The sequence below is a fragment of the Streptantibioticus rubrisoli genome (assembly GCF_024436055.1).
Classification (GTDB): Bacteria; Actinomycetota; Actinomycetes; order Streptomycetales; family Streptomycetaceae; genus Streptantibioticus_A; species Streptantibioticus_A rubrisoli.
The window spans coordinates 191,449-204,795 of record NZ_JANFNH010000001.1 but is presented as its reverse complement, the minus strand read 5'-3'; the positions used below and the strand labels follow the sequence as shown (position 1 = coordinate 204,795).

General features: G+C 70.6%; 13 protein-coding genes. 4 read left to right on the top strand and 9 right to left on the bottom strand.

The genetic code is table 11. From position 1 onward, the window contains the following. Window positions 1-56 precede the first annotated feature (56 nt). Entirely contained in the window at window positions 57-665 is a 609-nt protein-coding gene (locus NON19_RS01050; protein ID WP_255924589.1) for a TetR/AcrR family transcriptional regulator, read from the top strand. 193 nt (window positions 666-858) lie between these two features. On the opposite strand, the gene NON19_RS01045 is transcribed toward NON19_RS01050, so the two are convergent. From NON19_RS01045 to NON19_RS01020, 6 genes are all read right to left on the bottom strand, one after another. After that, window positions 859-2,607 carry a carbohydrate binding domain-containing protein gene (locus NON19_RS01045; RefSeq protein ID WP_255924588.1) on the bottom strand — a complete coding sequence of 583 codons (1,749 nt, stop codon included), beginning with the start codon at window positions 2,605-2,607 and terminating at the stop codon, window positions 859-861. Window positions 2,608-2,698: 91 nt separating this feature from the next. Next, on the bottom strand, window positions 2,699-3,367 hold the full coding sequence (locus tag NON19_RS01040; protein ID WP_255924587.1) for a response regulator: 669 nt from the start codon (window positions 3,365-3,367) through the stop codon (window positions 2,699-2,701). Further along, window positions 3,360-4,700, bottom strand: a complete 1,341-nt coding sequence (locus NON19_RS01035; RefSeq protein ID WP_255924586.1) for a sensor histidine kinase — start codon at window positions 4,698-4,700, stop codon at window positions 3,360-3,362. The genes NON19_RS01040 and NON19_RS01035 overlap by 8 nt, the downstream gene beginning before the upstream one ends. Before the next feature lie 47 nt (window positions 4,701-4,747). After that, window positions 4,748-5,530: an ABC transporter permease gene (locus NON19_RS01030; RefSeq protein WP_255924585.1), complete on the bottom strand. Its 783-nt coding sequence runs from the start codon at window positions 5,528-5,530 to the stop codon at window positions 4,748-4,750. Next, window positions 5,527-6,429, bottom strand: coding sequence for an ABC transporter ATP-binding protein (locus tag NON19_RS01025; protein ID WP_255924584.1), 903 nt, complete (start codon window positions 6,427-6,429; stop codon window positions 5,527-5,529). Before NON19_RS01025 ends, NON19_RS01030 begins: the two co-directional genes overlap by 4 nt. A 306-nt stretch (window positions 6,430-6,735) precedes the next feature. Next, complete coding sequence (locus NON19_RS01020) at window positions 6,736-6,975, bottom strand: chaplin (RefSeq protein ID WP_255924583.1); 240 nt, start codon at window positions 6,973-6,975, stop codon at window positions 6,736-6,738. A gap of 324 nt (window positions 6,976-7,299) precedes the next feature. On the opposite strand from NON19_RS01020, the gene NON19_RS01015 reads away from it, so the two are divergent. Further along, entirely contained in the window at window positions 7,300-7,509 is a 210-nt protein-coding gene (locus NON19_RS01015; RefSeq protein WP_255924582.1) for a hypothetical protein, read from the top strand. Between the two features lie 207 nt (window positions 7,510-7,716). On the opposite strand, the gene NON19_RS01005 is transcribed toward NON19_RS01015, so the two are convergent. The 3 genes from NON19_RS01005 to NON19_RS00995 form a co-directional block, all read right to left on the bottom strand. Further along, on the bottom strand, window positions 7,717-8,292 hold the full coding sequence (locus NON19_RS01005; protein WP_255924581.1) for a TIGR03086 family metal-binding protein: 576 nt from the start codon (window positions 8,290-8,292) through the stop codon (window positions 7,717-7,719). A gap of 83 nt (window positions 8,293-8,375) precedes the next feature. Continuing rightward, complete coding sequence (locus NON19_RS01000; protein WP_255924580.1) at window positions 8,376-9,074, bottom strand: ubiquinone/menaquinone biosynthesis methyltransferase; 699 nt, start codon at window positions 9,072-9,074, stop codon at window positions 8,376-8,378. 133 nt (window positions 9,075-9,207) lie between these two features. Then, window positions 9,208-11,235 carry a glycoside hydrolase gene (locus NON19_RS00995; RefSeq protein WP_255924579.1) on the bottom strand — a complete coding sequence of 676 codons (2,028 nt, stop codon included), beginning with the start codon at window positions 11,233-11,235 and terminating at the stop codon, window positions 9,208-9,210. 193 nt (window positions 11,236-11,428) lie between these two features. On the opposite strand from NON19_RS00995, the gene NON19_RS00990 reads away from it, so the two are divergent. Next, window positions 11,429-12,385 carry a trypsin-like serine peptidase gene (locus tag NON19_RS00990; RefSeq protein WP_255924578.1) on the top strand — a complete coding sequence of 319 codons (957 nt, stop codon included), beginning with the start codon at window positions 11,429-11,431 and terminating at the stop codon, window positions 12,383-12,385. A gap of 132 nt (window positions 12,386-12,517) precedes the next feature. After that, complete coding sequence (locus NON19_RS00985; protein ID WP_255924577.1) at window positions 12,518-13,243, top strand: hypothetical protein; 726 nt, start codon at window positions 12,518-12,520, stop codon at window positions 13,241-13,243. Window positions 13,244-13,347: the final 104 nt, after the last annotated feature.

The following is a 13,347-nucleotide window of genomic DNA, read 5'->3' as shown; positions in this document are numbered from 1 at the left end:
TCCCGGAAGAGGATGGAACGCAACCGTTCCGTCGCTACGCGGAGTAGGCTCGGCCCATGACCCCGTCGCCCCGCCGAACCCCCGCCGGAGCCGCCGTGCTCCGGGAGGACGTGACCGCCGCCATCCGTACCGCCGTTTTCGAGGAACTGGCCGCGGTGGGATACGCGCGGATGACCATCGAGGGCATCGCCCGCCGCGCCGGGGTCGGCAAGGCGGCGGTCTACCGCCGGTGGCGCTCGAAGCTTCCGCTGGTCCTCGACGTGGTCTCGCAGGTCGCCGTCCAGGGCCTGCCGGTTCCGGCCACCGGCAGCTTGCTCGGCGACGTACGCGCGCTGTTGGAGGTCACCGCCCGGGCGCTGGGGCACCCCATGGCCTCGCAGATCATCCCGGACCTGCTGGCCGAGGCGGCCCGCAACCCGGAGATCGCCGAGGCGCTGCGGACCGCACTGCGCGGCATCCAGCAGGGCATCGCGCAGGCCGTGGTCGGCGGCGCGGTCCAGCGCGGTGAGCTACCCGCCGACATCGACCCCGATCTGGCCCTCGACCTGCTCGCGGGCCCGCTCTACTGGCGCCTGGCGGTCTTCCGCTCCCCGGCGCCCGCCGCCGACCTCGACGCCCTGGCGGCTGCGACGGTCGCCGCCCTCACCGCCGCGCGGCGCGCGTGACGCGGGAGGCCCACGGGGTTGCCTCTCCCCGTGAGCCTCCCGCGTCGTGGCGCGGTCCTACGGCCGCTAAGCAGGTCGGGCGAGGTCCGCTGCGGTTCGGTGGCGCCCTCAACAGGCGCGGGGAACTGCGCGCCCAGCCACCATGGCGCCGCGGACGATCGACGGCACACCGCCCGCACTCCCAGCGGGGCGCCTAGCCGAGCGAGAAGTCGTCCGCGTACACATCGCTCTGGCCGTACCAACCGTGCACGTAGACGGTGACGTTGCCCGACGAGTCGGTGGTGAACGGCACCGTCAGCTTGGTCCAACCGCTCGACGAGGCCCATGTGCTGGCGGTCGCTGCGCCCTTGACGCCGATGTACGCGTAGTCGCCCTGGACCCAACCGGTCAGCGTGTAGGCGGTGTTGGGGCTGAGGGTGAGGGACTGGTCGCACTCTCCGGTCTGGCTCGCGGTCGGCGCCACCTGGAGCGCGTGGTTTCCGGAGTGGACCGGACTGCTGACCACCGTGCCGCCCGGCTGGCAGGTCCACGGACTCGTACCGCCGCTTTCGAAGCCGCCGTTGACGATGGCGCCGGAACCCCCGCCGGAGCCGGTCACCGTGAGGGTGTAGGTGACCGTGTGGCTACCGGAAGTGCCGGATCCGGTGATGGTGATCGGGTAACTGCCGGGCGCGGCCGCCGAGGAGACCGACGCCGTCAGCGTCGCCGTGCCGCCCGCCCTCACCGACGTGGGGTCGAGCTTGACCGCCACCCCCGCGGGCGCACCGCTCGCCGTGAGGGTGAGGTTCTGCGCGGCGCCCGAGGTCACCGCGGTGTTCACGTTGGCGCTCGCCGTACCGCCGGGGGCCACGGAGGCGGACGGCGGCGACACCGCGACGGAGAAGTCGTTGCCCACCGGACCGCTGCCGCCGGTGAAGGGTTCGAAGGTGTGGCTGAAGTACCACTGGCTCTGCGCGACACCGGAGCAGGTGTCGGAGCCCCCGGTGCCCGGGCAGCCGCCGTTGTCACGCTGGAGCGCCCAGAACGACAGGCTGCTGATGCCCTTCTGGACGGCCCAGTTGTAGACCGTGGTCGCGTCGTCGGTGGTGAAGGTCTCCGCGGCGCCGTAGTCGTCGATGCCCGGCATCTCGGTGATGCCCACCATCGCCCACAACTGCGCCGGGGTCTTCGACGGGTAGAGGCTGGCGAGTTGGCCGTACAGGCCGGAGGCGGCGTTCTCGGTGTCCGTCGCCATCTCATGGGTCGCGCCATCGTAGTAGTCGAACGTCATGATGTTGACGATGTCGATGCGCGCCCCGTTGGACACCGCGTTGCGCAACACGGCGAGCCCGCTGTCCGCCAGGCCGCTGGTGGTGGTCGGCAGGGTGTAGGAGAACTGCACCGTACGGCCGCTGGCCGCCGCCCAGTCCTCGACCTGCTTGATCGCCTTGTTGCGGCGGTCGATACCGGCGCTGTCGGTCAGCGAGTTGTCCTCGGTGTCGAGGTCGATGCGGGTGACACCATAGGTGGTGATCACGCTTTCGTACGCCGCGGCGATGGCGGAGACATCGGTGCAGCTGTCCGCGATCTCCGTGCCGGTGTGGTCCGCGGTGTAACCGCCGAACGAGGGTATGACATCTCCGCCGTTCGACTGGATGGTGGCGATGTCCGAGCCGAACGACGAGGCGGCGATCGGCTTCGCGGTGTCCCCGTTCCAGTACGCGGTGCACGAGCCCTTCGACGCGGCCTGGATGAACGCCATGGTCAGGTACTTCGCTCCGGACGCCGCCGACAGTGCGGCAGGACTGTCGCCGTTGTACGCCTCGAAGTAGGGGGCGAAGACGTGCGCGGGAAGCGGGGTCGCGGCGTGCGCCGCGCCGCCGCCGGTCACGATGAGTCCCACGGACGCGGCGGCTGTCGCCACCGCCGTCAGGGCAGCGCGAACCGATGGTATTCGTCTCATGTTTGCTCCCAGCAGGGTGAGGCGGCGTGGGGGGCCTCGGTGCGGCAAACATGATTGGACTAGACCAAGCGACTGTCAATACTCCTAACAATTAACGCGGTTGACCACTGGGTGCCCGCAACAGCCCCTTCTCGTAGGCGACCGCGACCGCGGCGGCCCGGTCCTTCACGCCGAGCTTGGCGTAGATGTGCAGCAGATGGGTCTTGACCGTGGCCTCGCTGATGAACAGCCGAGCCGCCGTCTCCCGGTTGGTGGAACCGGCGGCGACCAGCCCCAGCACCTCGATCTCCCGTGGACTGAGCGGCTCTTGTTCCGGAGCGCGCACCTGCCCGAGCACCCGGCTGGCCACTGTGGGAGACAGCACCGACTCACCCCGCGCCGCCGCCCGCACCGCCCGGACCAGTTCGTCCCGTGCGGTGTCCTTGAGCAGGTAGCCGGTGGCCCCCGCCTTGACCGCGGGCAGCACATCGCTGTCGGTGTCATACGTGGTGAGCACCAACACCCGAGCGGACAGGCCGCGTTCGGCCATGGCGCGGATCGCGCAGACCCCGTCCAGTCGCGGCATCCGCAGATCCATCAGCACCACGTCCGGCCCCAACCGCTCGGCCAGCACCACCGCCTCCGCGCCGTCCCCCGCCTCGGCCACCACCTCGAAACCGGGGTCACCGGCGAACATCCCGCGCAACCCGTCCCGTACCACCGGGTGGTCATCGGCGATCAGCAACCGAACCGGAGCGCCGCACCCGGGGGTCTCAACCATCGAGGCCATCCCGGCCGATCGCCGGAAGCGTGGCGGACACCGCCGTACCGCCGCCGCACTCCGACTCGACCTCCAGCCTCCCGCTGAGCCGCCGCACCCGCTGGCGCATCACGGTCAGCCCGAAGCCACCACCCTCCGCCCCGGCGCTGCCCGGCTCCGGCAGGGTCAGCGGGTCGAAACCCGCGCCGTCGTCACGTACGTCCAGGGTCACCACGTCCTCCATGTACGACAGGGTCAGTCCGACGCGGGACGCCCCCGCGTGCTTTGCCACGTTGGCCAGCGCCTCCTGTGCCGCCCGCAGCAGCGTTATCTCCACCTCGGGGTGGAGCGGCCGGGCGGTGCCGGTGATGGTCAACTTCGCCTCGGTGCCGTGCAGTTCGCGCCACTGGCCGACCGCCTCGGCCAGTGCGGCGGGCAGCCCTGCCTGCTCCAGCGGCTCGGGCCGCAGCGCGCGTACCGCGCGCCGGGCGTCGGCCAGGCCCTCCCTGGCCAACCGCGCCGCGTTCACCAGATGGCGACGGTCGGCGTCCGGGCCGCCGCGCTCGCGTGCCTGGTCGGCGGCGTGCAGCTGGGTGACGATCCCGGCGAGCGCCTGGGCCAGGGTGTCATGGATCTCCCGGGCCATGCGCTGGCGTTCGTCCAGCACACCCGCCTCCCGGGCCTGGCTGATCAGTTGGGCGTGCAGCCCGCGGTTCTCGGCGAGCATCGCCGCCAGCCGTACGGTGGCGGTGCTCAGGGCCGCGTTGGAGGCCTTCCTGCGGTTGCTCTGCCGCTCGGTGATGCCGTCCAGGGCGATCACCGCGCCGACCGAGACCACGTTGAACAAGAACGCCACCGCCAGGTTGACGAAGGCCGCGCTGGTCGTCGGCAGCATCCCACCCGTCTGCGAAACGGACACCGGCATGGCCGTCACCAACCCCCCTACAATCCGCCAGCCCCCGCGCAGATAGCGCATGGCGTGCAGATACCCCGCGAAGCCGAAGTACCCGAAGACCGGGTCAGCCAGGGTCATCAGGAAGATCAGCGCGATAAGGCCGCTGAAGTGCAGCACCGTCACCCACAGGCGCCCATGGTCGTCGCCTGCGAACCGGTCGTAGTGGTCGTAGCGGTCCAGCACCGACCGCAACAGCAGCCAACCGAGCGCCGCCACGGACAGGGAGAGGCAGTACGGGAAAGGCTTCGCCGTCGGAACCGGAACCGTCGCCGCCAGCAGGACGGAGACCACCAGCGCCGTGTACGGCAGATAGACCAGCATGGCCTGCAGCCGCTTCTCCCACAGCTCCAGCCGTGCGTCCTCGTCCGTGGTCGGCTTGACCCCCCTTCCACCGGCCATGGCGTTCGGCCCCCCTCTCCCCGCTGTCTGTTCCTGCTGGTTCGGGCTCACTCCCAGCGGAAGAGTTTGGCCGCCGCGCCCCCGGCGACCAGGGCGAACACCGTCATCATCGCCAGATCACCGGTGTGCGGCCATTGACCGTGCCAGGCGTCAAGCACCGCGTCGGTGGCGGCACCGCTCGGTATGAAGTCCCCTGCGCGGCGCAGTACGCCGGGCATCAGATCGCGCGGCACCCACAGTCCTGAGAAGAACATCAGCGGGAAGAAACACGCGATGCCGATGGCGTTGCCCGCCTTGGCGGACGGCGCCAGCGCCGCGAGCAGCATACCGGCGGCGAACAGTGAGGCCGCGGCCAGCAGGAAGGCGACCAGGAAGGCCAACGGCGCCCGGGGCAGCGCGATGTGGAAGGCGAGCCGCCCCACCACCGCGACCAGCGCCAGGGAGACGACGGAGACCACGGCGTAGAGGATGGTCAGGGCCGCCAAGATCATCGCCGCGGGCACCGGGCTGGCCGATATTCGCCGCAGTACGCCCTTCTCCCGGTAGGCGGTGAGGACCGGCGCCATGCCGTTCATGGCCAGCATGACGAGTGTGAAGACGACCATCACCGGCGCGTAGACCTCTATGGTCGACAGGCCGTGCAGTTTCGGCGTCGTCCTGCGGAACGCGGGGACGGCGCCGAGGACCGCCAGCAGCAGTACCGGAAAGACCAGGGTGAAGAAGGCGGCGGCCGGATCCCGTAGGAACAACCGCCCTTCGGTGATGGTGAGTTTACGTAGGGCGTACATCGTCTTCCCCTGCTGGGCGATGTGGTGGGTGGTGGACTTCACCTGCCGCGTCCGGTGATGGCGACATACGCGTCGTCGAGGCTGCGCTCGTGGATGCGCAGGTTGGACACGACGATCCGGTTGCGGGCGAGCAGGGCGGTGACCTCGTCGATCACCGATCCGGTGCCGCTGACCACCACCGTCTCCGCGCAACGCTCGACCCGGGTGACGCTGGACAACTCGGCCAGCGCCGACAGGTCGAGCTCCTCGATGGTCCGGAAGCTCAGCGCGCTGTGCGCACCGGAGCCGTATATCAGCTCGCCGGGAGTGCCCTCCGCGACGATCCGGCCCCGGTCGAGGATGGCGGCGCGGTCGCACAGCGCGGCCACCTCGTCCATGAAGTGGGAGACCAGGACGACCGTCACCCCGCCGTCTCGCAGTTGCCGGACCAACTCCCAGATGGCGCGGCGGGCCTGCGGGTCCAAACCGGTGGTGAGTTCGTCAAGGAAGACCACACGCGGATCGCCGACCAGCGCGAGCGCTATGAACAGCCGCTGCTTCTGCCCGCCCGACAACTTGCCGAACATCACCTCGCGTTGGTCTTCCAGGCCCCACTCGGCGAGCAGTTCACCCAGGTTCCGAGGACTCGGGTAGAAGGAGGCGTAGAGGTCGAGCGCCTCTCGGACCCGCAGGGTGTCGGGCAGATGCGCCCGCTGTAGCTGTACGCCTATCCGGCGGCGCAGTTCACGCCCCTGCCGCACCGGGTCCAGGCCCAGGACCCGTACCGTGCCCGAATCGGCGCGCCGCAGCCCCTCGACGCACTCCACCGTCGTGGTCTTCCCAGCGCCGTTCGGACCGAGCAGTCCGAAGATCTCGCCGTCCTCGACGGTGAAGGAGACACCGTCCAGCGCGGTGTGTCCGCCGTATGTCTTGGTGAGGTCCGCGACCTCGATGACCGCCATGCCGATCAACTCCTCATCCGCTGTTCCCAGGCCACTCAAAGCGTCCCGTGCGGACCCGCCCCCACGCGTCGCCCGACCGGTTGGACGGGCAGATCGGTGTGGTGGACGCGGCGTGCCCACCGGGTGGTTGATCGGCATCCACCGATCGGTTGATGCGACGTGTTCGCCAACCCACCGGTTCACGCGGCGAGTTCGCCGAAGGACCCAGTGCGCCCCGACACACGACGGCGCCCACCCGGAGGAACCACGGGTGGGCGCCGTGCGCAAGAGCCTTCGGCCGGAGCGGGGCGGGCGCCCCGCGACGGCTTACCTGGTGGTGCAGGCGTTGCCGAAGGCCGGGTTGAGGATGCCGATGATGTCGATCGTGTTGCCGCACAGGTTGATCGGGACGCTGACCGGCACCTGGATGGCATTGCCCGAGATGACACCCGGAGAGCCGACCGCGACGGCCCCCGCACCGGCGTCAGCCGCGGCCATTCCAGCGCTGCTCGCGACAGCGGCCCCACTCACAGCGGTCACCACGAGCGCCTTGGCGATTCGCGACATGGTCAATTCCTTTCATGCATGAAGAACAGCGGATCACGCTCCCCGCCGACAGCGGCCAGGGACACTGACCAACGCGTAGATGCACCGTTTGTGGCGCAATGCCCCTCGAACAGGTGAATACTCGTACAGCAGTCGGCCCAATCGTGACGCAACCGGCGAAATCCCCCGCACCGCACCGCCATCAGATCCGAGCCCCTCCGGTTTGACGACGCACCAGACAGCCCACCGCCCCGATGGAGCAGCGGACACCCAGCTCACCGCGACAGACCGGCACTGCCCACATAGCGCCATAAAGTCTCACTGGCACGTTTCGAGGAGCTCAACGTGAAGAAGTCCCTCGTCCGTGGCGCCGCTGTCGCCTTCATGTCGGCCGCCGTCGTCCTGCCGCTGTCCGGTGTGGCCCAGGCGATGACGCCCGCCTGGCACCACCACAGCCACTGCGGCCATCACCACAACATGCGCCAACTCTGGAACGACGGCTGGTCAGCCCCCTGGGCCTGGCGCGACCACCGGGGCCTGTTCGAGCGCCCCTGACCCGGCGCCCCCAGCGGCACGTCGATCGACGGTCCCCGGCAACCGCCGGGGACCGTCGCATGCCGAGCGGTGAGCCGTGCTGGCCGACGCTGCGTCGACGCTTCGGCGAGGTCCGCCCGGCCGCGGCGATGACGGTGCGCGGTCTGGCGGACGCCCGGATGAAGTCCGAGATCGAGGTCCACGCCCGACCGTCCGCGCTGGGCCGCCCTAGGGGCGCCGCCCCAGCAGGCACAGGAGCTTCGTCTGGTCATCCGCCCCGGCCGGCGGCTTGACCGGCTGTTCGAACAGGCCGCTGCTGGACAGGCCCTTCGCATAGGGCTCGACCTCGCGCAGACAGGCGGCGGCCAGCCCTTCCGGCATCTTCTCGTCGGCGCCGATCGCCCGGGCCAGGTCCCAGGCGTGGACGGCGGCGTCCGTGGTCATCTGGGCGCAGTAGGCGCTCGCCGAGGTGTCGCCGTAGGACAGATGGACGGTGCGCTCCAGTGCGCCCGGGATGCGGAACGCCTCGTAGGACGCGGCCGAGGCACGGTCCCAGGCGCCCACCGGATCGTCACCGAGCTGGTCCCCGTCGTACGCGTCGCCCACGTCCGCGATGGTCGACCCGTCGAGCACCAGGTCGGGCACCCACAGCTGTTCCACGGTCAGATGGTTGACCAGCTCACGCACGGACCACTCGGTGCAGGGAGTGGGAGCGTGCCACTGGTCGTCGCGCACCGCGCGCACCGTGGTGGTGAAGAAGTCGATCGCCTCTTCGTGTCGGCGCAGGATCTCTTTCTCAGACATGCTGCCGATTCTTCCCCCCGCTGCCCGCGCAGGCATTCCGACAGCGCGCGTCGGGGGGCGGCGCGCCGCCCCCCGACGCCCGGTCAGCGCAGCGGGGCGATACCGCTGTGCAGATGGACCACCCCGCCGTCCAGCGGGCGCCAGCGCACCCGGTCCCATCCCGCGGCGGCGATCCGCGCCCCGAGGGCCGCCGGACCCGGCCAGGCCTCTATGGACTCACCCAGGTAGGCATACGCCTCCGGATTGCTGCTCACCCTGCGGGCGATCAGCGGAACGACGTGCCGCAGATAGCCGCGGAACAAGGCGCGCCGCACAGGTGTCACCGGCAGGCTGAACTCGCACACCGCCAGCAGCCCGCCGGGCCGGGTGACCCGCAGCATCTCGGCCAGCACCCGAGGGGAGTCGGCGACGTTGCGCAGCCCGAAGGAGATGGTCACCGCGTCGAACGTCCCGTCGGCGAACGGCAGTTGGTGGCCGTCCCCGACCACGAAGTCCATCGCCGGGTGCCGACGGCGGCCGATGGCCAGCATGCTCGCCGAGAAGTCGCAGGCCACGACCCGCGCGCCGCAGGCGGTCAGCGCCATGCCGGAGGTGCCGGTGCCCGCCGCCACATCGAGGATCCGGCGGCCGGGCCCGGCACAGACACTTGCGGCCATCTGCCGGCCCCAGCTGTTCATGCGGCCCAGCCACAGCCGGGCGCGGGTGCGGTCGTAGCCCTGCGCGACTTCGTCGAACATGGCGGAGACCTCCGCCGGATCCTTCTCCAGGCCTGCTCTGACCACGGTTTTCCTGTCTTCCGGAGGACGGGGGACGGGGGACAACACTCCCATGTCCATGGCGAAAACGCTTCCCCCCTGTCCGGCCGGATCGTCATGGTCAGCCGCGTCAGGTGGCGCCGCGCGTCAACTCACCCCCTCAGCCCGTGACCTTGGCCGGACAGAGCCGCTGACTGCCCTGCCCGCCGCGCAACGCGGCGTCCACGCATCCGCCGGGCAGCCCGTCGTGCGCGGTGGTGCCGAAGTTGGCGGTCACGGTCAGCACTCCGTCGCCGAACTCGCTGCGCTGCACCTGGTGGTCGGCGGTGAGGTAGCGGAACGAGGTCATCGGCTGGGTGCCAGCGGCCTCGTGCAGCGGCGCGAAGTACTTCTGCAGCGCGGCGAGTTCGCCGCCGTGCTGCCGCAACGAGGGTCCGTCCAGCACGAAGTTGAGCGGCACGTTGTACAACATGGCCAGCAGGGCACGGGTGTTCTTCTGCTGCGGCAGCTTGTCGAACGGCAGCTCCCAGCGCTCCACGTTGACCACGGAGTCGTGCAGCGCGGTCTCGTAGAGCGGCACCCGGTACTTCGGGTCGTACATCGCGGTGGCCAGGTCGGCGGGCAGGTCAACCGGTTTGAAGAAGGCCCCGGGCGCCTTCGCCGGGGCATAGCCGCCCCAGGCCTGCTTGTCCTTCTCCAGCGGCCACAGGCCGTCCGCGACGGGTGTGGCGGAACCATGGTCGTAGGCCAGCACCTGGTTGGCCCAGGAGCCTGCCGCCTCCGAGCCGAGGACCAGCTTGTCACCGCTGGACAGCCGCTTCATCCGGGCCAGCCGGTTGGCCCGGTCCTGGGCCTGGGTCATCGGGTGCGCGGCGCTGTGGTCCTGGTACAGCTCGCCAGCGGCGTCCACGTCCAGGAAGTAGCTGTTGACGCCGTTGGCGGTCATCTGCCGGGTGCGGTCGGCCAGGTAGTGGTGGCCCGGCTCGGCCTGCTCGAACGCCTGGGAGCTGAGGTAGCAGCCGCGGTCGTGGAAGCCGGGGACCGGCTTGCCGTCCGCGCCCTGTACGCAGAAGTCGGGGTACACGGTGCCTGGCCAGCTGGAGGTCGGGCTGTCCGAGGTCTTCGGGTCCTGCCCGTTGGCCCATGAGTCGTACGGCCCGACCAGATATCCCGCCTTCTTGGCGGCGGCCACCGCGGCGGCGCTCATCGGCGAGCCGTCGGCGTCGTAGCCGAGCCACATCCGGGACACGCCCAGCTTCTTCAGCTCGGCCACACCCTGGGGGGTACGGGCGTCGCCCCACAGATAGGCGTGGAACGCGCCGAGGAGCTTGGCGTTCTGCGGATTGGCGGCGATCTTCTCGCGCAGGCTGCCGAGTTGGCCGTGCTGGGACAGCCAGCCGCGGTAGTCGACCGCCGGGGCGACCAGGGAGCCGTCGGTCAGCGCGAAGGTGACCGTGTAGTCGTCGGTGGCGCCGGTGCGGGAGAACCGGTGGCTGGTCGTGGTGCGCAGTCGGCCCTGGTCGGAGCTGAAGCGCAGGGTGCTGCCGATGTCGGTGGGCACCAGATAGCTGACGCCGTGCCGGGTGTCGCGCAGGGTGTAGCCCCACATGGGCATGCTCAGGTCGGAGGACATGTCGGCGGCGCTGCCCGCGAGCCCGGCGGCGGAGGAGTTCCAGAAGCGGTCGCCCACGGGGACGGACAGCCCCTCACCGCGCGGGAACTGGACGGCGTCGGCGGCCGGATCGGTGCCGGTGACCGGCCAGTTCAAGGTGGTGTCCCGGTGCGCGGTGGCGGTGACGCTCAGCCGTCCGTGGTCGGCGCGGGCGGTGAAGTCCAGCCCGGATCCGGCGTAGCTCCAGTGTGCGGCGCCGTCGGAGACGGTGACGCGGCCGGGGGTGCCGGGCGCGGTGGCCGGTGCGTCGGACAGCCGCACCGTGCGGCCGTCGTCGGTGCGCGCGATGACCCGCAGTGCCGCGGTGTCGATGCTGGCGGTGCCGCCCTGGACGGGAACGTCGACCCGGTTGCCGTCGACCCGGGGCGCGGTGGCGGGCCGGGCGGGACCGGCGTTGGCGACCACGGCGGTGGCCGCGGCCACCAGTGCGGTGGCGGCGGCGAGGAAGGGTACGGCACGCCGGACCCGGCCGCGCCTGCGGTGTGTCGTCGGTACGTGCGTGGTTGGTGAGTCCATTGAGTCCATGAGGAGTTGATAGGGACCGATCCTGAACGGTTCCTGAGAACGGCCCGGCAACCCCTGGGTTCCGATTCCCCCGGTTTTTCGCGCGCTGACCACTCGTCACTTACCCGCCGTTCGTACGACGATGGCAGCGTTGTGCCGCTCGTGTCGCCGGTCCCGCACCTCGTTTCCCGTGGAGGAACCGCTCATGTGCAGATCGACCGCTCTACGTGCCCTGGCCGCCCTGCTCCTGGCAACCCTGGCCGTCGCCCACGGCGGCCCCGCCTCGTACGCGGCCGCGCCGCCGCCCGCGCCCGGCGCCTCGGCGCCGACGTCCGCGGCCACCGACGACTTGTACTGGACGGCGCAGCGCATGCGGGAGGCCCAACCCGTCCCGGACAGCAAGCCGCTGAAGGCGTCCATACGGTCCGACGCCGTGCCGCCGAGCCATCCGTTCAACGGGATACCGCAGGTGGGCACGTTCTTCTGGACCGACGGCAAGAACGTCGGCCGCTTCTGCGGGGCCACCGTGGTCCGCAGCCCGGGGCGCGACCTGGCGGTCAGCGCCGGGCACTGCCTGAGCCACCCGGACCCCAAGAGGTATCTGTCGTTCGTCCCGCGGTACCACGACGGACTGAAGCCGTACGGCATCTTCCCGGTCACGGCGATATACATCGATCCCCGGTACTACGCGCTGGGGTCGGGCAAGGGAGCCCGCTGGGACTACTCGGTGGAACGGCTGGCGCCGCGGCAGGACGGGCGCGAGGTACAGGATGCGGTCGGCGGCTTCGACCTGGCCGTCTACCCGGGCTACGCGCACTCGCATGTGCGGTTGATCGGATATCCGGGGTTCAGCGACGCCAGCCATCCCAAGCCGTTGGACTGCTGGTCCTCCACGCACAAGTACACCAGCACCGACCCGGGCGCGCCCGGTGACTTCCTGGAGATCGCCTGCGCGGCGTACATCGACGGCACCTCCGGTGGACCGTTCCTGGTACCGGACCCGTTCGGCTACGCGCTGATCGGCGTCATCGGCGGCTACCACACCGGCGGTGACACCCCCGACATCTCCTACAGTTCGTACTTCACCAAGGACACCCTCGCGCTGTACGTCCACGCGGTGCTCGGCGATCCGCCCGCGGGCGGCGGTCAACCGGTTGCCTGACGGTGGTGCTGACGATGGGGCGGGTGACGCCGATCCGCCTCGTCGTCACGTATGGCTGACCACAAGTTGCGCTGTGTGGCGGCCTCTCGCACGGTGGTCGAGTCTGAACCCGCCACGTATGTGAGGGACCCCATGCGTATATCCCGGAAGACCGGCATCCTCATCTCTTCCGCCACCGTCACCGCGATGACGCTCGGCACCGCCGGGACCGCGGCCGCCGTCACCGCCGACCCTCCCGCTCGACGCGTCGCCAAGGCACCGGCGCCCGATCCGACCGTGGTCCTCAACCAGTTGTCGAACATCGGCGCGGTGAGCAAGGTCGTCGAGTCGCTCCAGGCGGCGATGACCGACAAACGGCATCCGGCCAGGGTCAGCCGACTGGTCAGCCAGGCGAAGCTGCAACTCGACGAGATCGCCGCCACGGCCAGGGCCGCCAGACCCGGCGGGACCACGAAGCCGGACAAGGCCCACAAGCCCGGCAAGGCCGTGAAGCACAGCGCCTCAGGCCAGCCCACGGACTCCACGTCCAGCACTGACGCCCTGATCACCAAGGCGGTCAACCAGCTTGAGGCGGAGCTGAACGCCGTCGTCAAGGCCGTGGAAGCGAACGACCCGACGAACATCCTGGACGCGGTGAACGCCGCCTTGCTCTCCACCGTCAACGTGGCCTCCGCCGTGCTGACCGCCAGCGGACTGCCCCCGGTGAGCCTGCCGAGCCTGGCCCAGACCCCCAGCCTGCCGAGCACCGCCACCGTCAAGCCCGCGGCGCCCGGCACCGCGACCGCGCCCGCGAAGCCCGGCACTCCGAGCGCCCCCGGCGCCAAGCCCGCCGCCACCGGCGCCGCCGCGCACAACTGACCGCCCCCATGGGCCTGTTCGGCCGGGATCGGCCCGGCCGGACGTATCCGGGCCTGGACCGTCCCCGGAGCGGTCGGGAGCGGTCCAGGCCGTCGGCCCTCACG